The organism is Kitasatospora sp. NPDC058190, assembly GCF_042883685.1.
Taxonomy (GTDB): Bacteria; Actinomycetota; Actinomycetes; order Streptomycetales; family Streptomycetaceae; genus Kitasatospora.
Map to the genome: position 1 here is coordinate 38,634 of NZ_JBHVVI010000013.1, position 24,296 is coordinate 62,929.

Annotated in this window: 21 protein-coding genes; 12 read left to right on the forward strand and 9 right to left on the reverse strand. The window is 73.8% G+C overall.

Going from position 1 to position 24,296, the window contains the following annotated elements:
- The first annotated feature begins 222 nt into the window (after positions 1-222).
- The 5 genes from ACFVWU_RS08555 to ACFVWU_RS08575 all read left to right on the forward strand — a co-directional run bounded on the left by ACFVWU_RS08555 (position 223) and on the right by ACFVWU_RS08575 (position 3,940).
- Positions 223-1,020: a DUF2127 domain-containing protein gene (locus tag ACFVWU_RS08555; protein ID WP_387617141.1), complete on the forward strand. Its 798-nt coding sequence runs from the start codon at positions 223-225 to the stop codon at positions 1,018-1,020.
- An 80-nt stretch (positions 1,021-1,100) separates the two neighbouring features.
- Positions 1,101-1,739 (forward strand): AIM24 family protein, encoded by a 639-nt coding sequence (locus ACFVWU_RS08560; RefSeq protein WP_387617143.1) that lies wholly within the window; start codon positions 1,101-1,103, stop codon positions 1,737-1,739.
- Entirely contained in the window at positions 1,739-2,389 is a 651-nt protein-coding gene (locus tag ACFVWU_RS08565) for an AIM24 family protein (protein ID WP_387617145.1), read from the forward strand. Before ACFVWU_RS08560 ends, ACFVWU_RS08565 begins: the two co-directional genes overlap by 1 nt.
- A gap of 194 nt (positions 2,390-2,583) precedes the next feature.
- Positions 2,584-3,384, forward strand: a complete 801-nt coding sequence (locus tag ACFVWU_RS08570) for an AIM24 family protein (protein ID WP_387617268.1) — start codon at positions 2,584-2,586, stop codon at positions 3,382-3,384.
- A gap of 40 nt (positions 3,385-3,424) precedes the next feature.
- The gene (locus ACFVWU_RS08575; protein WP_387617147.1) at positions 3,425-3,940 is read left to right on the forward strand and encodes a MarR family winged helix-turn-helix transcriptional regulator; all 516 of its coding nucleotides are present in this window, start codon (positions 3,425-3,427) and stop codon (positions 3,938-3,940) included.
- 92 nt (positions 3,941-4,032) lie between these two features.
- On the opposite strand, the gene meaB is transcribed toward ACFVWU_RS08575, so the two are convergent.
- Both meaB and ACFVWU_RS08585 read right to left on the reverse strand, forming a co-directional pair.
- Positions 4,033-4,989 (reverse strand): methylmalonyl Co-A mutase-associated GTPase MeaB, encoded by a 957-nt coding sequence (gene meaB / locus ACFVWU_RS08580; protein WP_387617149.1) that lies wholly within the window; start codon positions 4,987-4,989, stop codon positions 4,033-4,035.
- A 94-nt stretch (positions 4,990-5,083) separates the two neighbouring features.
- Entirely contained in the window at positions 5,084-6,277 is a 1,194-nt protein-coding gene (locus ACFVWU_RS08585; protein ID WP_387617151.1) for an acetyl-CoA C-acetyltransferase, read from the reverse strand.
- 246 nt (positions 6,278-6,523) lie between these two features.
- Between ACFVWU_RS08585 and mce the strand changes: the two genes are divergently transcribed.
- From mce to ACFVWU_RS08600, 3 genes are all read left to right on the forward strand, one after another.
- The gene (gene mce, locus ACFVWU_RS08590; protein WP_387617270.1) at positions 6,524-6,967 is read left to right on the forward strand and encodes a methylmalonyl-CoA epimerase; all 444 of its coding nucleotides are present in this window, start codon (positions 6,524-6,526) and stop codon (positions 6,965-6,967) included.
- 541 nt (positions 6,968-7,508) lie between these two features.
- Positions 7,509-12,434, forward strand: a complete 4,926-nt coding sequence (locus ACFVWU_RS08595) for a hypothetical protein (protein ID WP_387617153.1) — start codon at positions 7,509-7,511, stop codon at positions 12,432-12,434.
- Positions 12,435-12,551: 117 nt separating this feature from the next.
- Positions 12,552-13,481: a cellulose-binding protein gene (locus ACFVWU_RS08600; RefSeq protein WP_387617155.1), complete on the forward strand. Its 930-nt coding sequence runs from the start codon at positions 12,552-12,554 to the stop codon at positions 13,479-13,481.
- 94 nt (positions 13,482-13,575) lie between these two features.
- Here the strand turns inward: ACFVWU_RS08600 and ACFVWU_RS08605 are convergent, their stop codons facing one another.
- Positions 13,576-13,887, reverse strand: coding sequence for a hypothetical protein (locus ACFVWU_RS08605; RefSeq protein WP_387617157.1), 312 nt, complete (start codon positions 13,885-13,887; stop codon positions 13,576-13,578).
- Complete coding sequence (locus tag ACFVWU_RS08610) at positions 13,884-14,681, reverse strand: alpha/beta fold hydrolase (protein WP_387617159.1); 798 nt, start codon at positions 14,679-14,681, stop codon at positions 13,884-13,886. The genes ACFVWU_RS08605 and ACFVWU_RS08610 overlap by 4 nt, the downstream gene beginning before the upstream one ends.
- Positions 14,682-14,811: 130 nt before the next feature.
- On the opposite strand from ACFVWU_RS08610, the gene ACFVWU_RS08615 reads away from it, so the two are divergent.
- Positions 14,812-15,816, forward strand: coding sequence for an ABC transporter ATP-binding protein (locus ACFVWU_RS08615; protein WP_387617161.1), 1,005 nt, complete (start codon positions 14,812-14,814; stop codon positions 15,814-15,816).
- 1 nt (position 15,817) lies between these two features.
- Positions 15,818-16,585 (forward strand): ABC transporter permease subunit, encoded by a 768-nt coding sequence (locus ACFVWU_RS08620; RefSeq protein WP_387617163.1) that lies wholly within the window; start codon positions 15,818-15,820, stop codon positions 16,583-16,585.
- A gap of 25 nt (positions 16,586-16,610) precedes the next feature.
- Here ACFVWU_RS08620 and ACFVWU_RS08625 read toward each other — a convergent pair whose 3' ends face one another.
- A complete protein-coding gene (locus ACFVWU_RS08625; RefSeq protein WP_387617165.1) occupies positions 16,611-16,931 on the reverse strand; it encodes an ATP/GTP-binding protein in 321 nt (106 codons plus the stop codon).
- Between the two features lie 273 nt (positions 16,932-17,204).
- Here ACFVWU_RS08625 and ACFVWU_RS08630 point away from each other — a divergent pair, with 273 nt between their 5' ends.
- Positions 17,205-18,515, forward strand: coding sequence for an LLM class flavin-dependent oxidoreductase (locus ACFVWU_RS08630; RefSeq protein WP_387617167.1), 1,311 nt, complete (start codon positions 17,205-17,207; stop codon positions 18,513-18,515).
- Positions 18,516-18,579: 64 nt separating this feature from the next.
- On the opposite strand, the gene ACFVWU_RS08635 is transcribed toward ACFVWU_RS08630, so the two are convergent.
- The gene (locus ACFVWU_RS08635) at positions 18,580-18,972 is read right to left on the reverse strand and encodes an SCO5389 family protein (protein WP_380452930.1); all 393 of its coding nucleotides are present in this window, start codon (positions 18,970-18,972) and stop codon (positions 18,580-18,582) included.
- A gap of 480 nt (positions 18,973-19,452) precedes the next feature.
- Between ACFVWU_RS08635 and nucS the strand changes: the two genes are divergently transcribed.
- Positions 19,453-20,112 (forward strand): endonuclease NucS, encoded by a 660-nt coding sequence (gene nucS / locus ACFVWU_RS08640; protein WP_030235828.1) that lies wholly within the window; start codon positions 19,453-19,455, stop codon positions 20,110-20,112.
- 4 nt (positions 20,113-20,116) lie between these two features.
- Here the strand turns inward: nucS and ACFVWU_RS08645 are convergent, their stop codons facing one another.
- The 3 genes from ACFVWU_RS08645 to ACFVWU_RS08655 all read right to left on the reverse strand — a co-directional run bounded on the left by ACFVWU_RS08645 (position 20,117) and on the right by ACFVWU_RS08655 (position 24,155).
- Positions 20,117-22,423 carry an ATP-binding protein gene (locus ACFVWU_RS08645; RefSeq protein WP_387617170.1) on the reverse strand — a complete coding sequence of 769 codons (2,307 nt, stop codon included), beginning with the start codon at positions 22,421-22,423 and terminating at the stop codon, positions 20,117-20,119.
- Positions 22,424-22,586: 163 nt separating this feature from the next.
- Entirely contained in the window at positions 22,587-22,904 is a 318-nt protein-coding gene (locus tag ACFVWU_RS08650; RefSeq protein WP_380611563.1) for an STAS domain-containing protein, read from the reverse strand.
- A 381-nt stretch (positions 22,905-23,285) separates the two neighbouring features.
- Entirely contained in the window at positions 23,286-24,155 is an 870-nt protein-coding gene (locus ACFVWU_RS08655) for a 3-hydroxyacyl-CoA dehydrogenase family protein (protein WP_387617172.1), read from the reverse strand.
- Positions 24,156-24,296: the final 141 nt, after the last annotated feature.

Sequence of the window (24,296 nt, forward strand, 5' to 3'; positions counted from 1 at the left end):
GGAGGCGTGGGCACGCTTGTGAAGCGACTCACAAGCCTTCCGGCCATTATCACCGAGCACATGTCCGAGCCCAGGGCCGGGGGTGGCCACCGTGCCCGATGTCACAGCCGCGCGCCAGAACCCGGCCGAACGCAGCAGGTCGTCGCCCGCACCCCCTATCCTCTTGCCCGCGCGCCCACCGATCCGGGCGCTCACGGCATCGCACACGGGGGTAGCCACACCATGTTCAAGCGGGACTGGGACCGCAGGACCTGCGCCAAGCGCGGGCACATCACCTACGCGCCGACCGAACCGGAGCTCGCCTCCCGGCTGCACGCCGCCACCGCCGTCGGCGACGCCTGGCGCTGCCTGCGCTGCGGCGACTTCGCACTCGGCGCCCCGCACGGCTCCGGCCCGGCCGCGAACGCGCCGCTGGTGCCGCGCGGCAAGGCGTTGCGGGACCTCTTCATCCTGCGCTTCCTCGCCATCGAGCGGGTGCTGCGGGGCGTCATCATCATCCTGATGGCGTGGGGGATCTGGAAGTTCTCCAACAGCCAGGAGGCGGTGCAGCGGGTCTTCGAGGAGGACCTCACGGTCTTCAAGCCGGTCACCGACCACTTCCACTGGGACCTCGACCACGCCCCGGTCGTCGAGACGATCCGCAAGACCTTCGGGTACCAGAAGAAGACCCTGGTGATCGTCGCGGGCGCGCTGGTGGCCTACGCGCTGATCGAGATCGTCGAGGCGGTCGGCCTCTGGCTGGGCAAGCGCTGGGCCGAGTACCTGACCGTGGTCGCCACCGCCGCCTTCCTGCCGCTGGAGGGCTACGAGCTGCACGAGCACGTCAGCGCGGTGAAGATCTGCACGCTGGCCCTGAACATCGCCGCGGTGCTGTGGATCATGCTCTCCAAGCGCCTGTTCGGCCTGCGCGGCGGCGCGGTCGCCTTCGAGGCGGAACGCCACTCGGCCTCGCTGCTGGAGGTCGAGGAGGCGGCCGGCACCGTCCCGCACCCCGGCCACGGGGCGCACGCGCGGTCCTGACTCGCACCTTTGTCCCAGGCTCGTACCAGTTCGTCCCCGCCCTCTCGCCCGACCGCGGCCGCAAAAGCTAGATTGCGGCCGTGGCACAGTTCAGACTCCAGGGCTCGCGGGTGCTCGCCGTCGAGTTGGCCGGCGACGCCGTCAAGGCCCGGCACGGCTCGATGGTCGCCTACACCGGCCAGATGACCTTCAAGAAGCTGACCGGCGGCGGGGACGGACTGCGCGGCATGGTCGCCCGCAGACTCACCGGCGAGCGGATGACCGTCATGGAGGTGAAGGGGCAGGGCACCTGCTACTTCGCCGACAAGGCCACCGAGATCAACCTCGTACGGCTGAACGGCGAGACGCTCCACGTCGAGTCGGACAACCTGCTGTGCACCGAGGCCGGCCTGCACACCGGCACCACCTTCACCGGGCTGAACGGCGTCTCCTCCGGCAACGGCCTCTTCACCACCAAGGTGGAGGGGCACGGCTGGGCCGCCGTCACCTCCAACGGGCCCGCCGTCATCCTGCGGGTCGGCAAGGACATGCCGCTGCGGGTCGACCCGGGCGCGTACCTGGCGCACACCGGCAGCCTGCACCGCAGCCTCAAGTCGGGCGCGGGCTGGACCACGGTGATCGGCGAGGGCGGCGGCGAGGCCGTCCAGGTCGAGTTCACCGGCGAGGGCCTGGTGTACGTCCAGCCCTCGGAGAAGGTCACCCTCGGGGGTGACGTCTGATGGGCTTCACCCGGATCAACGGCAAGCTGGTCGAGGCCCAGGTGGTACCCGGTCAGCCGCTGCTCAGCCAGCGCGGCGCGATGATCGCGTACACCGGCGACGTCCGGTTCACCCCGAACATCACCGGCGGCCAGGGCGGGGCGATGTCGATGATCGGCCGCCGGGTCGCCAACGAGGACACCCCGCTGATGACCGTCGAGGGCCAGGGCCGGGTGATGTTCGGCCACGGCGGCCACCACGTCCAGGTGATCGACCTGGTCGGCGACACCCTGTTCGTCGAGGCGGACCGGCTGCTCGCCTTCGAGGGCACGCTGCGGCAGTCCACCGTGTTCCTCGGCTCGCAGGGCGGGGTGATGGGCATGGTCCGGGGCCAGGTCAGCGGGCAGGGCCTGTTCACCACCCGGTTGGAGGGCCACGGCTCGGTCGCGGTGATGGCCCACGGCGGGGTCTTCGAGCTGCCGATCACCCCGGGCCGGCCGGTGCACGTCGACCCGCAGGCGTACGTGGCGCACCGCGGCGAGGTGCGCAACAAGCTGTCCACGGCGATCGGCTGGCGCGAGATGATCGGCCGCGGCTCGGGCGAGGCGTTCCAGCTGGAGCTGTCCGGGCAGGGCGCGGTGTACGTCCAGGCGAGCGAGGAGAAGCTCTGATGTCCTACCCGCCGCAGCCTCCGTACGGGCAGTCGCCGCACGACCAGCCGACCCAGCCGGGCTTCGCGGTGCCGCCGGTCGCGCCGAACTACGGCCCGCCGCAGGGCTACCCGCCGCCCCCGCCGCCCGGCTACCCGCAGCAGCCGCCCCAACAGGCCTACGCCCAGGAGCAGTTCGGCGGCCCGCAGGCCCCGCTGCCGACCACCCACGGCAACGAGGGCCCGGTGGTGTACGACGCGTACACCCTGCCGGCCAACGACAACGTCAACCCGTACGCCTTCGCGGTCGACCTGAACGGCTCCTACTTCCTGCAGAAGGGCAAGATGGTCGCCTACTACGGCGACATCACCTTCCGCGGCGTCGGCGCCGGGATGGTCGACCGGGTGCTCGGGCAGCACTTCAACTCCCCGCTGCACGCGGCGGACTGGGTGGTCGCCCAGGGCGCCGGCAAGCTGCTGCTGGCCGACCGCGCCTTCGACCTCAACTCCTACGACCTGGACGACGGCAACCTGACCGTACGCTCCGGCAACCTGCTCGCCTTCGACCCGACGCTGCGGCTCAAGCAGTCGATCATCCCGGGCTTCCTGACCCTGATCGGCACCGGCCGCTTCGTCGCCGCCTCCAACGGGCCGGTGCACTTCGTCGAGCCGCCGATCCGGGTGGACCCGCAGGCGCTGGTCGGCTGGGCGGACTGCCCGGCGCCGTGCCACCACTACGACCACGAGTACCTGCACGGGGTGGTCGGCGGCCTGCGACGGCTGACCGGCATCGGCGGCGTCTCCGGCGAGGAGCACCAGTTCGAGTTCATCGGCGCCGGGCAGGTGCTGATCCAGTCCAGCGAGAAGCTGCTGGCCGAGCGGCCGGTGGGCGTGGTGGACGCCGAGGCGGGCGTGCCGGGCGGCGGGGTGCCGCCCCAGCAGGCCCACGCCGGCGGCAGCCCCAACGCGCCCGGCCTCGGTAACCTGGGCGAACTCGGACGGCGTTTCGGCCTGTAAACTTGTACAAGATTGAACTAAGTCGGCTATGCTGGATCCCATGGATGCGCACACGATCGACACTGCGGACACCCCTCCGTCGCCGCCAGAGGAGGAGACTCCCTGGCTGACCGTCAGGGAGCAGCGGATGTGGCGCGCCCATCTGGAGGTCGCCAAGCTGCTGGAGTACCAGCTCAGCCGCGAACTCCAACCCCACAACCTGGCCATCAACGACTACGAGATCCTGGTCGTCCTCTCCGAGGCCCCCGACCACCGGATGCGGATGACCGACCTCGCGACCGCCACCCTCCAGTCGAAGAGCCGGCTCTCCCACCAGATCACCCGGATGGAGAACGCCGGCCTGGTCCTGCGCCAGGAGTGCCCCGGCGACCGCCGCGGCCTCTACGCCCACCTCACCGAGCAGGGCTGGGAAACCATGCAGCGAGTCGCCCCGGACCACGTACGCAGCGTCCGGGCCCACTTCATCGACCGCTTCACCCCCGAGCAGCTCGACGCCATGTACGAGGCCCTCGCCCCCGTCGCCGAACACCTCCGCGGCCTCCGCGGCCGCTCCTAGGCCACCGGGAGAGCCCGTCGTCGTGCGTAGGAAGTCGGCCTGACCGACTTCCTACGCAGAGGGGCCGGAGAATGCCGCCGGCCTTCGCGAAGTCAGCTCTGCGTCAGACCCGCGACCAGTTCGTCGGCCGCGCCGTACGGGTCCAGCTCGCCGGCGACGACGCGCTCGGCGAGGCCGGCCAGGTGGCGGTCGCCGGAGAGGTCGCCGATCCGGGCGCGCAGCTCGGCGAGTGCGATCGCCTCGATCTCCTGCGCCGCCCGGCGGCGCCGACGCGCCGCCAGTTCGCCGTGCTCCTCCAGCCAGGCGCGGTGCTTCTCCAGCGCCTCGACCACCTCGTCCACGCCCTCGCCGCGGGCCGCGACGGTCTTGACGATCGGCGGGCGCCAGTCCCCCGCCTCGCGGGCCTCGCCGAGGCCCAGCATGTGGTTGAGCTCGCGGGCGGTGGCGTCGGCGCCGTCCCGGTCGGCCTTGTTGACCACGAAGAGGTCGCCGATCTCCAGGATGCCCGCCTTGGCGGCCTGGATGCCGTCGCCCATCCCGGGGGCCAGCAGCACCACGGCGGTGTCGGCCTGGGCGGCGATCTCCACCTCGGACTGGCCGACGCCCACGGTCTCGACCAGGATCACCTCGCAGCCGGCCGCGTCCAGCACCCGCAGGGCCTGCGGCGCCGCCCAGGAGAGCCCACCCAGGTGGCCGCGGGTGGCCATCGAGCGGATGAACACCTCGGGGTCGGTCGCGTGGTCCTGCATCCGGACCCGGTCACCCAGCAGCGCCCCGCCGGAGAACGGCGAGGACGGGTCGACGGCCAGCACCCCGACCCGCTTGCCGAGCCGCCGGTAGGCGGAGACCAGCGCCGAGGTGGTGGTGGACTTTCCGACCCCGGGCGAGCCGGTCAGGCCCACCGTGTAGGCCTGCCCGGTGTACGGCGCGAGCGCGGCCATCGCCTCCCGCAGCTGCGGGGCGGCGTTCTCGACCAGCGTGATCAGCCGGGCGACCGCCCGCGGCCGGCCCTCCCGGGCCTGCTCGACCAGCGTGGCGACATCGATCATGGGATCTCCTTGCGCAGATGCCGACAGACGGCGGATGCCGAAGGGGCTGCGGACCACTTGTGGCGGTCCGCAGCCCCGGAAGTCAGGTCAGCGATCAGGCCTTCGGCACACGCACGATCAGCGCGTCGCCCTGGCCGCCGCCGCCGCACAGCGCGGCCGCGCCGACGCCGCCGCCGCGGCGCTGCAGCTCCAGCGCCAGGGTCAGCACCACGCGGGCGCCGGACATGCCGATCGGGTGGCCGAGCGCGATCGCACCGCCGTTGACGTTGACGATGTCGGAGGAGACGCCCAGGTCCTTCATCGACTGGTGGGCGACGGCCGCGAAGGCCTCGTTGATCTCGATCAGGTCGAGGTCGGAGACCTCCAGACCCTCCTTGGACAGCGCGTGCTTGATCGCGTTGGACGGCTGCGACTGCAGCGAGTTGTCCGGACCGGCCACGTTGCCGTGGGCGCCGATCTCGGCGATCCAGGTCAGGCCCAGCTCCTCGGCCTTGGTCTTGCTCATCACGACCACGGCGGCGGCGCCGTCGGAGATCTGCGAGGAGGTGCCGGCGGTGATCGTGCCGTCCTTGGTGAAGGCCGGGCGCAGCTTGGCCAGGCCCTCGACGGTGGTGTCGGCGCGGATGCCCTCGTCCTGGCTGAACAGCACCGGCTCGCCCTTGCGCTGCGGGATGGCGACCGGGACGATCTCGGCGTCGAAGACGCCGTCGGCCTGCGCCTTGGCGGCCCGCTGGTGGGAGGCGGCGGCGATCTCGTCCTGCACCTCGCGGGCGATGCCCAGGCGGGTGTTGTGCTTCTCGGTGGACTCGCCCATCGGGATGTTCTCGTAGGCGTCGGTCAGGCCGTCGTAGGCCATCGCGTCGAGCATCTCGATCGCGCCGTACTTGAAGCCCTCGCGGGACTTCGGCAGCAGGTGCGGGGCGTTGGTCATCGACTCCTGGCCGCCGGCCACGATGACGTCGAACTCTCCGGCGCGGATCAGCTGGTCGGCCAGCGCGATGGCGTCCAGGCCGGAGAGACAGACCTTGTTGATGGTCAGCGCCGGGACGTTCATCGGGATGCCGGCCTTGACGGCGGCCTGGCGGGCGGGGATCTGGCCGGCGCCGGCCTGCAGCACCTGGCCCATGATCACGTACTGGACCTGCTCACCCGTGATCCCGGCACGCTCCAGCGCGCCCTTGATCGCGAAGCCGCCGAGCTCGGCGCCGGAGAAGCCCTTGAGGGAGCCGAGCAGGCGTCCCATCGGGGTCCGCGCACCGGCAACGATCACAGAGGTGGTGTTGGTCATGGGACGGGCCCCTTCGCACGTCGTGGCCAGGTGAGGATGCGCTCAATGTACTGACCTGTTCTCCGCCCGTCACCGGAGCGACGGTGTGATCGAGCGCACTGGCACCATCCAGTCAACACCGTGTCAACGCACTCCGGGTGAACCCTGCGTCGTGTGAGCAGGCTCGCACGTCCGGCACTGGCGCCCCTGAAGGGCCGTACGCTGCACTGGGTGCCACCTTCTTCCCTACCAGCCCCGGAGGTCGCCGTGCTGACCCGTATCGACCACATCGGCATCGCCTGCCGCGACCTCGACAAGACGGTCGAGTTCTACCGCGCCACCTACGGCTTCGAGGTGTTCCACAGCGAGGTCAACGAGGAGCAGGGCGTCCGCGAGGCCATGCTCCGGATCAACGGGACGGACGACGGCGGCGCCTCGTACCTCCAGCTGCTGGAGCCCACCCGGCCGGACTCCACCGTGGCCAAGTGGCTGGAGAAGAACGGCGAGGGCGTGCACCACATCGCCTTCGGCACCGCCGACGTGGACGGCGACGCCGAGGCCATCCGGGGCAAGGGCGTCCGGGTCCTGTACGACCAGCCGCGGATCGGCTCGATGGGCTCGCGGATCACCTTCCTGCACCCCAAGGACTGCGGCGGCGTGCTGACCGAGCTGGTCACCTCGGCCGAACCGGGCGCGCAGGAAGGGCACTGAGACCCCCGGCGGCGCCGCCTGGAACCCCTGGTGGCGCCGCCTCAAACCCCCCGGCGGCGCCGCCCGCGCGGGGCCGCAGCACGGCGCGGGACCCTAGCGACCCGTCAGTAACGTGGTCCGACAGCCGGAAAACCCCCACGCGGCCATTCCCCCGCAGTGCGCTCCCACTACAATGCCCAGGTGCGCGAAGACTCCGGGGAACGGAGGCGACGGGCACGGCCGATGACAGGCCTGTCCGCCCTCCGGTGGTCGGCCCGTCGCAGGGGAGTCCAGTACGCGGGCACGGCTGAACAGTCGCAAGACGGATCTGTCACCATTCTCCACAGGCAAGAGTTCGCCCAGGAGTCCACCCGGACGGGGGAACGCGGCACGCCCGCGCTCCCGCACCGAGGATTCCGACGACCGCGGCGGACGGCCCCGGCTTGGCGGGGGTTCGTCCGGTGACCGCGGATGCAAGGACCAGTCGGACCGGCGCCCCGGACACGGGAGCCCGGAACCGGCCGGGTCGAGGACGCGACCAGGAGATGGATGGGACCGCGGAGTGCGGGGCAACGACCGCTACGAGGTTGACGATCACCTCTCCCAGTTCGAGGCCGAGATGGGTCGGACTCGGAAGGAGCGGGACAAGGCAGTCGAGCATGCCGAGGACCTCGCCTACCAGGTGGAGGTGCTCCGGGCCAAGCTGCACGAGTCCCGTCGCATGCTCGCCCAGCCGCGCGCCTTCGACGCCGTCTCCGGCCAGGCCGAGCAGATGCTCCGGACCGCCGAGATGCAGGCCCAGCAGCTGCGCGCCGACGCCGAGCGCCAGCTGCGCGACTCCCAGGCCGCGACCCAGCGGATCATGGCCGAGGCCGCCGAGCGCACCGCCCGGCTGGAGGCCGAGCTCACCGCCCGCCGCCGCCAGCTGGAGGACGAGCTCGCCGAGCTGCGCCGCTCCGCCGAGCAGCACCTCAACGGCTGGGCCGAGCAGACCCGGGCCGGCTCCGAGCAGGAGGCCCAACGCCTGCTCCAGGAGGCCCGCGCCGAGTCCGAGCGGATGGTCGCCGCCGCCCGTGCCGAGGCAGCCGCGCTCTCCGACCAGGCCCGCGCCCAGACCGCCGCCGATGTGGACGCCGCCCGCGGCGAGGCCCAGGCCGCCGCGGAGGCCGCCCTGCAGCGGGCCCAGAGCGACGCCGAGCGCCTGCTGCGCGCCGCCTCCGAGCAGGCCCAGCAGGCCGGTGCCCAGGCCGCCGCCGACGTGGACGCCGCCCGCGGCCAGGCCCAGCAGGAGCTGGCCGCCGCCCATGTCGCCGCCGAGCAGCAGCTGGCCGTCGCCCACGCCGAGATCGGCCGGCTCAAGGAGCAGGCCACCGCCGAGCAGGCCCGCGCCGAGCAGCAGCTCGCCGCCGCGAAGGCCGAGATAGAGCGGCTGCGCGCCGAGGCGATCGCCGAGGCCGAGCGCACCCGCCGGGAGGCCGCCGAGCTGCGCGCCCAGGCCGAGCAGGCCGCCGAGCAGCTCCAGGCCGACGCCGAGGCCGCCGCCGAGCGCAAGGTCGCCGACGGCGAGGCCGCCACCGAGCAGCGCTCGCAGACCGCCCGGGCCGAGATCGCCCGGCTGGTCGCCCAGGCCACCAAGGAGTCCGAGGCCATCCGCGCCGAGGCGGAGGCCGTCCGTGCCGTGGCCGCCACCCGGCAGGCCGAGGCGGACGCCGCCAAGGCCGCCGCCGCCGAGGAGGGCGAGCGGCTGCGGGCCACCGCCGAGTCGGTCGCCGCCCAGCTGAAGGCCGAGGCCGAGGCCGCGATCGCCGAGCTGCGCGCCCAGGCCGAACGGGACGTGGCCGAGCTGCGGGCGCAGGCCGAGGCCGACGCCCAGCGGCTGCGCGGCGAGGCCGAGGAGGCGGGCCGGGCGGCCGGCGCCAAGGACGCCACCGTCCACCTCGCCAAGGCCGCCAAGACCGCCGAGGAGGTGCTCGGCCAGGCCAACCAGGACGCCGAGGTCACCCGCGGGGAGGCCGCCGCCGAGGCCGAGCGGATCCGCGCCGAGGCCCGCGCCGAGGCGCAGCGGCTGCGCGAGCAGGCCCAGGCCGCCGTCGAGCAGGCCCAGAACGCCGCCCTGGACGACGCCGCCGCGATCCGCGAGCGGATCGAGCAGATGCAGGACGAGGCGGCCCGGCTGCGGGCCGAGGCCGAGGAGCTGCGCGCCCAGGCCGCCGCCGAGGCCGACCGCGCCCGCAGCGAGGCCCGCCGCCAGGCGGTGCTGCAGATCGAGGAGTCGGCGAAGAGCGCCGAGGAGCTGCTCACCAGGGCCAAGGCCGACGCGGACGAGCTGCGCGCCGGCGCCGCCGGGGAGATCGAGCGGCTGCGCGAGCAGGCCCAGGAGCAGGCCGCCGAGACCCAGGGGCGGGCCGAGCAGACCCTGACCCGGGCCCGCGCCGAGGCCGAGAAGATCACCGCGGCCGCCGAGCAGCAGGGCCAGGACGCCCTGGCCGCCGCCAAGGCCGCGGCCGCCGAGAACCGGGTCGCCGCCGAGCGCGAGACCGCCGAACTCCGGCGCGACGCCGCCGAGTTCGACCAGCGGGTGCGCACCGAGGCGAGCGCCGCCGCGGAGGCACTGACCGCCGACGCCCAGGCCGAGGCGAACGCCGTCCGGAGCGCCGCGGTCGCCGACGCCGAGCGGGTGCGCAGCGAGGCCGACACCGAGGCCGCCCGTACCCGGGCCGAGGCCGAGGCCGCCGCCGAAGCGCTGCGCGAGGAGAGCCTGCGCGAGCACGAGGCCGCCTCCACCGGGCTGCAGCGCGAGCGCGAGGAGACCGCCGAGCAGCTGGCCGCCGCCCGCTCCGTCCGCGAGCAGGCCGAACAGGCCGCCACCGAGCTGACCGAGCGCACCGCCCAGGAGACCGCCGAGGTCCGCGCCGCGGCCGAGCAGCACGTCGCCGAGATCCGCGGGGCCGCCGACCAGTACGCGGCCCAGCAGCGCGAGAGCGCCGACCGCGAGACGGCCGAGCTGCGCTCCCTGACGCGGCAGCAGACCACCGAGCAGCGTGAGAGCGCCGAGGCCTACGCCGACCGCGTCCGCACCGAGGCCGAGCAGCACGCCGGTGAGCTCGCCGAGCGCACCGCGGCCGAGACGACCGGGCAGCGCGAGGCGGCCGACCGGTACGCCGCCGAGCAGCGCGAGGGCGCCGACCAGTACGCGGCCGCCCAGCGCGCCGAGGCCGAGCAGGCCGCCGCCGAGCTCCGCGCCCTCGCCCAGCAGGAGACCACCGAGCAGCGCGAGAGCGCCGAGGCCTACGCCGACCGCGTCCGCACCGAGGCCGAGCAGCACGCCGGTGAGCAGCGCGCCGAGGCCGAGCAGTTCGCGACCGACCGCCGTGCCGAGGCCGACGAGCTGCTGGAACAGGCCCGTACCGCCGCCGAGCAGCGCCGGGCCGAGGCCGCCCAGGACGCCAAGGCCACCCGCGAGAAGGCCGCCGCCGAACTGGCGCTGGCCAACGAGCAGGCCGAGACGGTCCGGGCCGAGGCGGGCCGCGAGCTGTCCGAGGCCCGCGCCACCGCCGACGGCATCCGCGCCGAGGCCACCGCCGTCCTGGAGAAGGCCGCGGCCGACGGCGAGGACGTGGTCGCCGCCGCCCGGGCCGAGGGCGCCGAGCTGGTCGCCGCCGCCGAGGACGAGGCCGCCGAGGTCCGCCAGTCGGTGGCCGGCCTGCACGAGGCCGCCGCCGAGCAGATCGCCGCGCTGCGCGCCACCGCCGAGCAGGAGGCCGCCGAGACCCGCGACCGGGCCGAGCGGGACGCGGCCGAGACCCGCGCCCTCGCCGATCGGGAGACCACCGAGCAGCGCACGGCCGCCGAGGAGTACGCGACCGAGCAGCGCGAGGCGGCCGACGGCTACGCCGCCGAGGTCCGCGCGCTCGCCGACCGGGAGACCGCCGACCAGCGCGACCTGGCCGAGCGCGAGACCGCCGAGCAGCGTGAGGCGGCCGACCAGTACGCCACCGAGCAGCGCGAGCTGGCCGACCGGGAGACCGCAGACCTGCGCGCCCGCACCGAGGCCGAGACCACCGCTCTGCGCGAGCAGACCGAGCTGGAGCTCGCCGCCGAGCGCGAGGCCGCCGAGGCCGACCTGGGCCGCCGCCGCGCCGAGGCCCAGGCCTACGACGAGCAGCTGCGCGCCGACGCCGAGGCCGAGCTGCGCGCCGCCCAGGAGACCGCCGAACAGCTGCGCGCGGACGCCGACGCGCAGGCCGCCCGGACGGTGGCCGACGCCGAGGCCCAGGGCGCCCGTACGGTCGCCGACGCCGAGGAGCTGGCCGCCGGGCTGCGCGCGGAGGCCGAGGAGTACGCCCTCGCCACCCGCGCCCTGGCCGACGAGTACGACAGCGCCACCCACGCCCGCGCCGATGTCTACGACGCGGAGACCCGGGAGGCCGCCGAGCAGTTCGACAAGGCCACCCGCGACCAGGCCAAATCCGTCCTGGAGAAGGCCTTCGCGGACGCCGAGGCGCTCGGCGAGGACGCCCAGACCACCGCGCTGGCCACCACCGCCGCCGCCGAGGAGCAGGCGGACGCGATGGTCGCCGCCGCCCGCAAGGAGGCGGACCGCCTGGTCGCGGCCGGCGAGGCGGCCGGTCAGGCCGAGGTCGAGAAGGGCCGCTCCGACGCCGACGCGGTGCTCGCCGAGGCCCGCCGGGACGCCACCGCCATCCGCGAGCGCGCGGAGGAGCTGCGCGAGCGCACCGACGCCGAGGTCGAGGCACTGCACGAGCGTGCCCGCAAGGAGAACGCGGCGGCCATGAAGTCGGCCGGCGAGCGGGTGGACGCCCTGGTGACGGCCGCCCAGGAACAGCTGACCGAGGCCGAGGAGCAGGCGGTGGCCACCGTCGCCGAGGCCGAGGAGCGCGCCGCCGCCCTGGTCGCGGCGGCCGAGGAGCGGGCCGGCGAGCTGAGCTCGGAGGCCTCCGCGGAGGCCAGCAAGGTCCGGCTCTCCGCCGTCCGCAAGGCCGAGGGCCTGCTCAAGGAGGCGGAGACCAAGCTCGCCAGCTCCACCGACCGCGCCGAGGCGCTGATCGAGAAGGCCGAGGCCAAGCTGCAGTCGGCCGAGACCGAGGCCGAGGAGCGGCTGGAGGGCGCCGCCGCCGAGGCGGAGAAGCGGCTGCGGGACGCCGACCGCACCGCCGACGAGCAGATCGAGCTGGCGAAGGCGGAGGCCGAGCGGCTGGTCGCCGAGGCGAAGGCGGAGGCCCAGCGGGTCACCGACGAGGGCCGGCGCGAGCTGGACGAGTTGGTGCGCCGCCGCAAGGACATCAACACCGAGATCTCCAGGGTCCAGGACGTCCTGTCCGCGCTGGAGGCCTTCGAGGCGCCGTCACCGGTCGCCCAGGCCAACGGGGGAAGCAACAGCAAGAAGGACGGGGGTGCCAAGGCCGGTGCCGGAGTTGGCTCCCCCCGGTCGGGTGGCAATCGCTCCAAGAACGCACCACCCGATTGAGCGGACATTGGCGGTCATTGTCCGTGAGAGAACGGCATTTCGCCGTCGACACTCCGGTACCGTGTCAGGATTCCCTCAACCACCTCAGCGGTTTGACGACAGGAAGCCCAGAGTCCCATGAGCGACAGTCACTCCCCTCACGGCTTCGACCTGGTGCGCCGTGGGTACGAGCGCGCCCAGGTCGACGAGCGGATCACCAAGCTGGTGGCCGACCGTGACAGTGCCTTGACCCGGATCAGCGCGCTGGAGAAGCGCATCGAGGAGCTCCACCTGGAGACCCAGACCGCCCAGGCGGCGGTCGCCGATGCGGAGCCGTCCTACGCCGGCCTCGGCGCCCGGGTCGAGAAGATCCTGCGGCTCGCCGAGGAGGAGGCCAAGGACCTGCGCGACGAGGCGCACCGCGCCTCCGAGCAGCACCGCGAGCTGGCCGAGGCCGCCGCCCAGCAGGTCCGCACCGAGGCCGAGAACTACGCCAAGGACCGCAAGGCCAAGGCGGAGGACGAGGGCCTGCGGATCGTCGACAAGGCCAAGAGCGACTCCGCCCAGCTGCGCGCCGAGGCCAACAAGGACGCCCAGAACAAGCGCGAGGAGGCGGACGCCCTCTTCGAGGAGACCCGCACCAAGGCCGCTCAGGCCGCGCTGGAGTTCGAGACCAACCTCGCCAAGCGCCGCGAGCAGTCCGAGCGTGACCTGGCCGCCCGTCAGGCCAAGGCCGAGAAGCGCCTGGCCGAGATCGAGCACCGGGCCGAGCAGCTGCGCCTGGAGGCCGAGAAGCTGCGCACCGACGCCGAGCGCCGGGCCCGCCAGACCGTCGAGACGGCCCAGCGCCAGTCCGAGGACATCGTGGCGGACGCCAACGCCAAGGCGGACCGCATCCGCAGCGAGTCCGAGCGCGAGCTGGCGGCGCTGACCAACCGTCGCGACAGCATCAACGCCCAGCTGACCAACGTCCGCGAGATGCTGGCGACGCTGACCGGCGCGGCCGTGGCCGCGGCCTCGCTGCCGAACGACGACACCATGGGCGTGCCCGCCCAGCAGTCGCGCTGACGACCCGCCGCACGCGCCCCTGTCGTGCGGAGCGACCGCAGCACCACGGGCCCTCACCCTTCCGGGTGAGGGCCTGTCGGCTTTCCCGTCGTCACTACCTCGGGTAGGCCCCGTCGGGCCGCTGGTGCCCGCTGCTGAGCTGGTTGCCCTCGTCGTCCGAGACGGTGCCGAACCATGAGGTGCACCAGACCGACACCGAGTCGGGCCAGTACTGCACCTCGAACGGGTGCCCGGGCCCGTAGTCGCCGTACGAGGTGACGATGAAGGTCTCCCCCGGGCGCAGCCAGTAGTCCTCGCCGAGCGGCTCCAGGGTGAGTTCGACCAGCCCCTCGCCGCGGTTGGTCACCGGCATCCGGCCGGTCACCTCCAGGGCGGAGAAGTCCCAGCCCGCCGCGTCAGGGGTCATCCGGCGGCCACCCGGGCGAGCAGCCGGCGGACGGCGGCGTCGAACGCCCCGGGTGCCTCCAGGGCGCTCAGGTGGCCCACCCCGGGGACGACGGTCAGCTCCGCGTCCGGGCGGGCCCGGAGCATCCGTTCGGCCTCGTCCGGGGCCACCAGGGCGTCCTGGGCGCCCGCGACGACCGAGAGCGGCACCCGCAGCCCTGCCAGGACCTCCAGGGAGTCCGGGCGGGCCGCCATGGCCCGCTGGGCCCAGGCGACGGAGGCCGGCGGCGCGGCGGCGAGCATCGCCTGGACCCGCTCCACCAGGTGCTGCGAGTCGGGCCCGAGCTGCCCGGCCGCCACGTTCTCCTCCAGCAGCAGCTGGACGCTGTTCCGGGCGGTGACGGCGGCGGCGATCCGCTCCCGGTTGGCCCGGACGGCGTCGGTGTCGGCCGTGGCCCGGGTGTTGGCCAGCAGCAGCCCGGCCAGCCGGTCCGGGTGGCGGCGGGCGAAGGCCAGAGCCACGTAGCCGCCCATGGAGAGCCCGCCGACCACCGCGCGGTCGATCCCGGCCGCGTCCAGCAGCAGCGCGAGGTCGTCGGCGACCGGGTCCAGCGAGGGTTCGTCGGAGCCCAGTTCGGTGCCGCCGAAACCCCGCTGGTCGGGGGCGAGCACCCGGACCTCGTCCCCGGTCAGGCCGGGCAGCGCGTCCAGCTGGGTGGACCACATCGAGGCGTTCAACGGAAAGGCGTGCAGCAGCACGAGAGGGGTTCCGGTTCCGCTCTCACGGACCGACACTGCGGAGGGGAGCTGACTCACGCGCCCACCTCGTTGATTCGCTCGCTTCGCTGACTCATGCGCCCACCGTATTCCGGTGCGCCCGGCGGGCCCACTCAGCGGGCCGCGTTATCCGCTTTGTCCTAGCCTGACAAGGAGTAAGGGAGCGCGAATGATCGAGTTGCACGACCTGACGAAACGTTACGGCAAGACGCTCGCGGTGGACCGGCTCAGCTTCCAGGTCCCCCAGGGGGTGGTCACCGGCTTCCTCGGCCCCAACGGCGCCGGCAAGTCCACCACCATGCGCATGATCCTCGACCTCGACCGCCCGACCAGCGGCCGGGTCACCATCGACGGCAGGCACTACGGGCAGCTCAGCGAGCCGCTCAAGTACATCGGCGCGCTGCTGGAGGCCAAGGCCGTCCACCCCGGCCGCACCGCCCGCGACCACCTGCTCTGGCTCGCCCAGAGCAACCGGATCCCCGCGCGCCGGGTGGACGAGGTGCTCGCCCTGGTCGGCCTCACCCCGGTCGCCCGCAAGCGGGCCCGCGGCTTCTCGCTCGGCATGGGCCAGCGCCTGGGCATCGCCTCCGCCCTGCTCGGCGACCCGGAGATCGTCATGTTCGACGAGCCGGTCAACGGCCTGGACCCGGAGGGCATCCTCTGGATCCGCAACCTGATGAAGCGCCTGGCCGGAGAGGGCCGCACGGTCTTCGTCTCCTCCCACCTGATGAGCGAGATGGCCGTCACCGCCGACCACCTGGTGGTCATCGGCAAGGGCCGGCTGCTCGCCGACCTGCCGATGCCGGAGTTCATCCGGCGCAACTCCCGCTCCGCCGTACGGATGCGCAGCCCGCAGCCCGAGCGGCTGCTCGACGTGCTGGCCGCGGCCGGCCTGCGGCACGAGCCGGGCCCGGACGGCTCCTACGAGGTGGTCGACGGCGACATCGCGAACCTCGGCGAACTGGTCGCGGCGCACGGCGTGGTGCTGCACGAGCTCAGCCCGCAGCAGGCCTCGCTGGAGGAGGCGTTCATGCAGATGACGGCGGACGCGGTGGAGTACCACGCGGGCGACGGCCCGGGCCGGGACGCGGCCGGCGCGCCCGGCCCCTGGGGCGCCGGCTGGAAGGCGGACGGCAAGCGGCCGGCCGCCGCGGTGCGGCAGGAGGAGAACTGAGATGACGTCCTTCCCGGCGATCCTGCGCTCCGAGTGGACGAAGATCCGCAGCGTCCGCTCCACCGTCTGGACCCTCGTGCTGACCTTCGTGGTCACCGTGGGCATCGGCGCGCTGCTCTCCCTGCTCACCAACAGCAACTTCACCGAGTTCCGGCGCCACGAGCAGGCCACCTTCGACGCCACCGGGACGGCCTTCTCCGGCATCATGCTCGGCGAGCTGGCCATCATCGTCTTCGGCGTGCTGGCGATCGGCAACGAGTACAGCAGCGGCATGATCCGGGCCACCCTGGCCGCCGTCCCGCAGCGCGGCACCCTGCTCACCGGCAAGGCGACGGTGCTCGGCGCGCTGGCCCTGACGGTCTCGCTGGTGACCGCCTTCGTCACCTTCTTCGTCGGCCAGTCCCTGCTCGGCACGCACTCCACCACCCTCGGCGAGCCGCACGTGCTGCGCGCGGTGTTCGGCGCCGCGCTGTACCTGACGATGCTCTGCCTGTTCTCGGCCGGCGTCACCGCCATGCTGCACAACCAGACGCTCGCCCTCGGCGTGCTGGTGCCGTTCTTCTTCCTGCTCTCGCCGATCCTCTCGGCGGTGCCGAAGGTCAAGACCCTGGCCCACTACTTCCCGGACTACGCGGGCTCGCGGATGCTGCTGGTGTACGAGCAGAACGGCCAGCCGTACGGACCGTGGGCGGGCTTCGTGATCTGCCTGGCCTGGACCGCCGCGGCCCTGGTCGGCGGCGCACTGGTGCTCAAGAACCGCGACGCGTGAGGGAGTTCGGCACCTCGGGGGGTGGTCAGTAGCGCGGAGCGCCGCGGCCTCGCAGGATGTTGGCGGCCCGGCGCTCACGCGCCCCCCAGCACGCGCGGTGCCAGTGCCGCCGGTCGTCCACCCCGGCGCCGTGCATCGGCCAGGCCACCACGTGGCCCACCCCGGACGGGATCTCCTGGTCGCAGCCCGGGCAGCGGTAGTGCCGGCCCGAGGTGCCGGCGACCGTCTGGACCACCCAGTCCTCGCCCTGGTAGTGCTCGGTGCGGCGCAGCGATCCGCCGCGCGGGGCGGTCGGTTCGGCGCTCTCGCGGGGGGCGGCGATCTTGATCCGGTTGCGGCGGGGCACGGCGGACTGCCTCTCTTCCGGGGGCTCGAAGTCGTTCCAGCCTATGGCCTGCCCCTCGGGCCCGGCAGGGGCCCGAGGGACGGGCCAGGTGGTGCCCGACCTCTTTGAACGGCCTCTATCACGGGTTCGGCCGGTGGTCCCGCGTTTTTGCCGAGATCCACCCGACCATCGGCGAAATTCAGGGTTCCGCGTGCCATTGGCACATGACATCGGATACCCACGAAGGGAACAGGCGGGGCTCGCAGACCCTGCGTGCACCCGAGGAGGCCCCCGATGACCAAGACCAGCCCCCGCGCCGAGACCCGTCGGCCCGTCGGCGTCCGGCCGCCCGCCCCAGGCCCGGTGCTGACCACCGTGCCGCCGCTGACCGCCGTCGCGGGCGAACCGCTGAGCGCCGCACAGCTCACCGGCACGCTGCCACCGGACACCGCCCCGGTCCGGGTCGGCGCCTTCCTGCTGTCCGCGCAGTTCCCCGGGCAGACCCACGGCGAGGCGCTGGAGCGCACCGTCCGGGCCGCCGTCGAGGCCGAACGCGCGGGCCTGGACAGCGTCTGGCTGGCCGAGCACCACTTCGTCCCGTACGGGGTCTGCCCGAACGCCGCGACACTGGCCGCGCTGCTGCTCGGCCGCACCCGCCGGATCGGCGTCGGCACCGCCGTCAGCGTGCTCTCCACCAGCCACCCGGTGGCGCTCGGCGAGCAGGCCGCGCTGCTGCACCTCACCTCCGGCGGGCGCTTCACGCTCGGGGTCGGCCGCGGCGGGCCGTGGATCGACCTGGACGTCTTCGGCAGCGGCGTGGACGCTTTCGAGAACGGCTTCCCGGAGCGACTGGACCTGCTGCTGCGCTGGCTGCGCGGCTCCCGGGTGGGCGCGGACGGCCCGCAGTTCTCCTTCCCCGAGGTGCCGGTGGTGCCGCAGGCCACCGAGTCGCTGCGGCGCCCCGGCCTGGGTAGCTGGCTCGGCCTGGACGAGCCTTCCCGCCCGGTGCGCCTCCCGCGTCAGCGCCAGGACGTCGACGGGCCCGGCGAGGAACTCACCGCCGCCGGACGGCCGGTGGCCGGCCCGCCCGTGGTGGTCGCCTGCACCTCGCCCAACGGGGTCCGACTGGCCGCCGAGCGCGGCCTGCCGATGCTGCTCGGCATGCACTCCGGCGACGACGACAAGCTGCGGATGCTGGAGCTCTACCGCGCCGCCTGGCTGGCCGCCGGGCGCGGCGAGGAGCAGCTGCGCCGGATCAGCCGCCAGCACGTCGCGGCCGGGGTGGCCCAGGTGGACGACCGCGCCGCGCAGGCCCGGGCCACCCTGCTGAACGCGATGCCCGGCTGGTTCGAGTACGGGCTGGGCGCGCACCGCACCGTGGACGGCCGCGAGCGGAAGATGCGCGACCCGCACCAGTACACCGAACTCCTCTGCGACCTGCACGCGGTGGGCACCCCGAAGCAGTGCGCCGACCGGCTGCTGGCCACCGCCGAGCGCACCGGCGTCCGGCGGTTCGCCCTGCTCGCGGAGGGCAGCGGCGACCGCGAGGCGACCCTGCACAACATCGCCCGGCTCGGCTCCGAGGTGCTGCCGCAGCTCGCCTGAGACCGGGCCTGGCCGCCGCCCCTCCCCCCGCACCGGGGGACGGGGGCGGCCGGCACCGCCGGGCTCAGCAGTCCCGCAGCTCCTCGGACTGGTTGAGCAGCTGCTCCCGGACGGAGGTGAAGCGGCCGTAGCGCGCCTCGTTGGCCTCCGACGGCAGGAACACCGCCACCCGGTGACAGTTCTGGAACGCCAGCCGCACCCCGAAGTGGCGCTGCAGGGCGCCCCGGATGGCATCGCTGGCCAGGGCGCGCAGCAGCTGGCCGCGGGCCTGCTCGCTGGGCGGCGGTACCTGGTTGTCGGCGAAGTCGGTGCCGTCGACCTTCGCCTGGGCGACCAGCGAGCTGATCAGGTCCCAGGCGTACGGCAGCGAGACGCGGACGCAGTCGACGAATTCCCGCTCGTCGACCTCGCCCCGCTCAGCCTTCTCCAGCAGGGCCGGTGAGACGTCGAGCGACATGGATTCTCCTCTCACGGTCCACCCGCGCGGCGCCCGGGTGGTCATGCGTAGTCCAAGCTCACAGTGAGGGTGGGCGAAATCGCAGGTGATGTCCGGAACACCGTGGGACGGGCGTTTCCGGCACCGTTTGCGAAGGCGGAGGCACCACGGGACGTGACGTCCCGGACACCGACCGCGTCAGAACAGCGTGGCAGTCAACGGCGGAGCAGGCTGGTCGTTCCTGGGGATTGCTCCGGAAATACGCGGTGGTGCACCAGAATGGCCAGATCCTGTCGGATCGTTCATCTGAAGTCTCCATCCCCGTTGACACAAGCCCGCAGCCGTGCCGTCACACACCGTAGCGACCTGATGGCGTGGGCGCCAGAGCACGACGGACGGTGGCGGGACCGCCGAACCTCCATGTTCGCGGGGTTCGCGGTTTCTTCACCCGGTCGTCGCGGAATCGCATCAACTGGCCCCGGTGGGCTAGCGTGGTCGACCGTGCGTCTCGTAATTGCCCGCTGCTCAGTCGACTATGCCGGTCGGCTCTCCGCCCATCTGCCCTCCGCCACCAGGCTCATCCTGGTCAAGGCCGACGGCAGCGTCAGCATCCACGCCGACGACCGCGCCTACAAGCCGCTCAACTGGATGTCCCCGCCGTGCGCCCTCAAGGAGGCCGACGGGGTCTGGACGGTGGAGAACAAGGCCGGCGAGAAGCTCATCATCACGCTGGAGGAGGTGCTGCACGACTCCTCCCACGAGCTCGGGGTGGACCCCGGCCTGATCAAGGACGGCGTCGAGGCACACCTCCAGGAGCTGCTCGCGGACCGGATGGAGGTGCTCGGCACCGGCTGGTCGCTGATCCGCCGCGAGTACCCGACCGCGATCGGCCCGGTCGACATCCTCTGCCGCGACGCCGACGGCGCCACGGTGGCCGTCGAGATCAAGCGCCGCGGCGAGATCGACGGCGTCGAGCAGCTCACCCGCTACCTCGAACTCCTCAACCGGGACCCGCTGTTGGCCCCGGTCAAGGGCGTCTTCGCCGCGCAGGAGATCAAGCCCCAGGCTCGCGTCCTGGCCACTGACCGGGGCATCGGCTGCGTGGTGCTGGACTACGACGAGCTGCGCGGCATCGACGACGACAAGCTCAAGCTGTTCTGATCGCTCAGCCCTTCGCAGGGGTCGGAGAGCCCGTCCCGGACGGTGCCGTGGCCGATGGGGACGGTGGCGTCGTCGGCGGTGACGTGTTCGGGCTGGTGGGCGACGCCGAATCCGTGTGGCTCGGTGCCGACGGCGAGGACTGCGACCCCGGCGGCTGAGGCGGCTGCGGCTGCCCCGGCTGCTGCACCGGCGGCTGCGGCTGCCCCGGTGCGGGCTGCTGCGGCTGCGGCTGCTGCGGGGCACCCGACCCGGTGGCCCCCGGCGAGGAGCTCGGCTTCCTGGTCGGCGAGGCGCTCGGCGAGTGCGACGCGCTGCCGCTGGCCGAGGGCCCCGGGCTGGTCTCCGTCCCCGCCGGGCTGGCCGGCTCGGTCCCGCCCGTACCGGCCGTCCCCGGGCTGCTGCTGGCGGACGGCAGCGGCATCGGCGCGTTACCGGTGTCGCCGACGTCGTCCAAGCGCCCGTGCGGGTCGTTCCCCTTGTGCTCGTCGGGCCCGGTGATGCTCATCGCCACCGCCGTGCCGAGCACCCCGAAGGTGAGCACGGCCGCGGAGGCCACCACCACCCGGCGCCGCTTCCCGGCCCGGGCCTTCAGGCCGGCCGGCACCCGGGCGGCGATCTTGCGGATCACCGGCCCGCGGCCCGGTGCCGCCGCGACCGCGGCGGCGGGCAGCTGCCGGCCGTCGGCACGCAGCAGGTCGAGCATCCGGCGCGCCGCGGCGACCCCGCGCTGCTCCCCGGCGGAGGCTCGCAGGGTGAGCGCGGTCTCCAGCTCGGCGATCGCCCGGGACGGCTGCTGGACGCAGATCGCGTACACGCCCAGCTCGTGGTGGAACCAGGCCTGGTCGACCGTCGCTCCGGTGCGCCGGGCCGCCTCCAGGCCCAGCTGCAGCACCCGCTCCCACGCGCCCCAGCGCAGCGCCAGCGCCAGCGCGGGCGCCGCCGCCCGGGCCAGCCGAACCACCGCCTCGTGCCGGCCGGAGTTCCGGTCGGCCAGCAGCACGCCGATGACCACCTCGGCCTCGGCGGCGATCTGCTCCAGCGAGACCGAGCTGTGCCCGACCCACCAGGCGAAGTGCTGGGCGGCGCCGTCCACGCAGCCGCGGGCCGGCCAGTGCGGGGCGAGCAGGTCCAGCGCCCCGGCGGTGAGCCGGTGGTGCCCGCCGATGGACACCGCCAGCCCGGCGTCGGCGAGTTCGGCCAGTGCGCTCTCGCCCTGGCCGACGTCGATCAGCGCGGGCAGGTGGGGCGCGGTGGGGCACTCGCCACCGAGCGCCACGGCGAGCCGCAGCACGGCCTGCGCGGGCTCGCTCAGGCCCTCGGCGAGCCGGACGGCGGGCGAGGCGCTCTCGGCGACCGAGGGCAGCGGGACGGTGCGGCGCAGCGCGTTCTCGCGCACCGCCGGGTCGGGGTCGTGGACGGGCTCCTCGACCGCGCCGAAGACGTCCAGCCGGTCGTCCTCGGCGGCGACCAGCGCGTCCACCGAGACGTCCCGCTGACGCAGCAGCGCCGCGGCCTGCACGAAGCGCAGCGGCAGGCCCTCGGACTCGAACCAGAGGTCGACCGCCCAGGCCTTCTCGGCCACGTCCAGGGGCCGTCCGGCGAGCCGGGCGGCGAGGGTGAGGCAGGCGGGGCGGGAGAGCCCGGCGACGGCGTGGTCCCGCATGCGGGAGTCGCCCGGCAGCGGCGGGTTGTCCGGGGCGACCGAGATCAGGAAGGCGCAGCCGGGGGCGGCGGCAAGCAGCTCCTCCAGCTCGGCGCCGGTCGGCTCGGCCTCGTCGATCACGACGACGGCGCGGATCCCGGCGAGGTGGGCGGCCAGCTGGCCGGGGTCGGGCCGGTGGCCGGGGGCGTGGTGGGTGGCCGCGAAGAGGTCCTGGAGGAGGTCGGCGGCGGTGCGGCGGTGTCCGCACAGCTGGACGACGCCGCCGGGGGCGAGGTCGGCCGCGGCCTCGGCGACGGCCGACAGCAGGGTGCTGCGGCCCGAGCCGGCCTGGCCGACCAGGCGTATCGAGCGTCCCTCGGCGAGCAGGCCGAGCAGTTCGGCGATGTCGGCCTCGCGGTCGAGCAGCGGCAGGTCGGTGGGCCCGGCGCCGAGGGCGAGCGGGCCGACGGCGCGGCCGACGCCGCCGACCGGGCCGCGGGCGGGCTCGCTGCGTTCGATCCGGCGCGGGCGGGGGCGCCACTCCTCCGGGCAGGGCCTGGCCTCGGAGCCGTCCGGGGCTCCGACGCCGACCAGCAGGCCACCGGAGACCAGCTCCCCGCCGCGGGTGCGGACGGCCTCCTGCCGGAACTCCCCGGTTGGCTGTGCCACGTTCTGCTCCGCATCGTGCTCGGCCGCCGGCGCCCCGCGCCGGGCGGCACACGTTTCGGTCGCGGCCGCGGGCTGGCCCCGGGCGGCCGTCTTCTGACGGGCAGACTCTCGCACATCCGGGCCCGCCCGCGCAGTGCGGGCGGGTGCGGGGCAGGTGTGACGGCTAGAGGACGTGCGCCTCGGCGACGCCGCCGTCGACGGCCAGGATGCGGTGCAGCTTGGTCGCCACCAGGAGCCGCTGGAGCTGTGCGGGGACGGAGCGCAGCACGAGCCGGCGGCCGATCCGGCCGGCCCGCCGGTGGGTGCCCATGATCACGCCGAGGCCGGTGGCGTCCCAGAACTCCAGCCGACCGAGGTCGAGCACGAGGTCGCCGAGGCCGCCGTCCACGGCCTGGTGCAGCCGGGCCCGCGCGTCGGCGGCGGTGCGCACGTCGAGGCGGCCTTCGATGGCCAGCGCCGTGTGGTCGCCGGTGATGCGCATGCTCTCCTCCTTCGCCTGGGTGGCCTGGTCGGGTTGGCCCGCCCCGGCCGCGACGGGCTCGGCAGCGGGGTGGCCGCTGAATCGGGGTGGGACTTCCCGGGCGGAACGCCGGTGACGGCTCGGCTCGCACCCGGCCCCGGTCGGAATGCCGGGTTCCCTCATCTGACGGTGGAGCAACGCCGCAGGTTGCTGGTTTCCGCCCCGATCTGAAGCAACTTCACTCGTCCGAGGGAATATACGCAGGAACTCTCCACACCTACGCTCGATTACCGCCCAAATCACCCGTCTGCGGCACCCGGCGTGAGGAAACTCACCCCCCGGCACAGCGGGCCGTACGATGCTCCGATCGCACGGCCCGCCAGGTCGTTCAGCCTTGTCGGCTCACTTGCCTTCGTACGGGTAGAAGCCGCGGCCGCTCTTGCGGCCGAGGTCGCCGGCGGTGACCATGCGGGCCATGATCTCCGGGGCGGCGAACTTCTCGTCCTGGGTCTCGGTGTAGATGTTGCGGGCGGCGTGCAGCAGGATGTCCACGCCGGTCAGGTCGGCGGTCTGCAGCGGGCCCATCGCGTGGCCGAAGCCGAGCCGGCAGGCGGTGTCGATGTCCTCGGCGGTGGCCACGCCCGACTCGTACAGCTTGGCGGCCTCGACGACCAGCGCGGTGATCAGGCGGGTGGTGATGAAGCCGGCCACGTCGCGGTTGACCACCACGACCTCCTTGCCGACACCCTCGGCGTAGGCGCGGGCGACGGCCAGCGTCTCGTCGCTGGTCTTGTAGCCGCGGACCAGCTCGACCAGCTTCATCATCGGGACCGGCGAGAAGAAGTGCACCCCGACGACCGACTCCGGGCGCTCGGTGGCGGCGGCGATCCGGGTGATCGGGATGGCGGAGGTGTTGGAGGCCAGCACGGCGCCGTCCTTGGCGAGCTTGTCCAGCTCGCGGAAGACGGCCTCCTTGACGTCCAGCTGCTCGAACACGGCCTCGACCACGATGTCGGCCTCGGCGACGGCGCCCAGGTCGGTGGTGGTGGTGATCCGGCCCAGCGCGGCCTCGGCGTCCTCGGCGCTCAGCTTGCCCTTGGCGACGAACTTCTCGTACGAGGCACGGATGCCGGCGAGACCGCGCTGCAGCGCTTCCTCGGTGACGTCCCGCAGCACCACCGGGTGGCCGGCCTGCGCGGACACCTGGGCGATGCCGGCGCCCATCAGGCCGGCACCGATCACGGCGATCTGCTTGCTGGACGCATTGCTCATGGCTGGGTCTCCCGATGCCGTCGCCGCCCCGCGGGCGGGCCCTGAAGGCGGCTCAGGGCAGGGGTCGCCGCCCGAGAGAGCCGCATCGCTCAATTCCGGGACTCTAGTGCCCGAACCGTCCGCGCAGTAGCAATCGGGAGT

Bases quoted from the DNA above. Each gene is read 5' to 3' on its own strand.
- ACFVWU_RS08555 (WP_387617141.1), top strand. From the start codon at position 223: ATGTTCAAGCGGGACTGGGACCGCAGGACCTGCGCCAAGCGCGGGCAC.
- ACFVWU_RS08565 (WP_387617145.1), top strand. From the start codon at position 1,739: ATGGGCTTCACCCGGATCAACGGCAAGCTGGTCGAGGCCCAGGTGGTA.
- ACFVWU_RS08575 (WP_387617147.1), top strand. From the start codon at position 3,425: ATGGATGCGCACACGATCGACACTGCGGACACCCCTCCGTCGCCGCCA.
- meaB (WP_387617149.1), bottom strand. From the start codon at position 4,989: ATGATCGATGTCGCCACGCTGGTCGAGCAGGCCCGGGAGGGCCGGCCG.
- ACFVWU_RS08585 (WP_387617151.1), bottom strand. From the start codon at position 6,277: ATGACCAACACCACCTCTGTGATCGTTGCCGGTGCGCGGACCCCGATG.
- ACFVWU_RS08600 (WP_387617155.1), top strand. From the start codon at position 12,552: ATGAGCGACAGTCACTCCCCTCACGGCTTCGACCTGGTGCGCCGTGGG.
- ACFVWU_RS08605 (WP_387617157.1), bottom strand. From the start codon at position 13,887: ATGACCCCTGACGCGGCGGGCTGGGACTTCTCCGCCCTGGAGGTGACC.
- ACFVWU_RS08615 (WP_387617161.1), top strand. From the start codon at position 14,812: ATGATCGAGTTGCACGACCTGACGAAACGTTACGGCAAGACGCTCGCG.
- ACFVWU_RS08620 (WP_387617163.1), top strand. From the start codon at position 15,818: ATGACGTCCTTCCCGGCGATCCTGCGCTCCGAGTGGACGAAGATCCGC.
- ACFVWU_RS08630 (WP_387617167.1), top strand. From the start codon at position 17,205: ATGACCAAGACCAGCCCCCGCGCCGAGACCCGTCGGCCCGTCGGCGTC.
- ACFVWU_RS08635 (WP_380452930.1), bottom strand. From the start codon at position 18,972: ATGTCGCTCGACGTCTCACCGGCCCTGCTGGAGAAGGCTGAGCGGGGC.
- ACFVWU_RS08650 (WP_380611563.1), bottom strand. From the start codon at position 22,904: ATGCGCATCACCGGCGACCACACGGCGCTGGCCATCGAAGGCCGCCTC.
- ACFVWU_RS08655 (WP_387617172.1), bottom strand. From the start codon at position 24,155: ATGAGCAATGCGTCCAGCAAGCAGATCGCCGTGATCGGTGCCGGCCTG.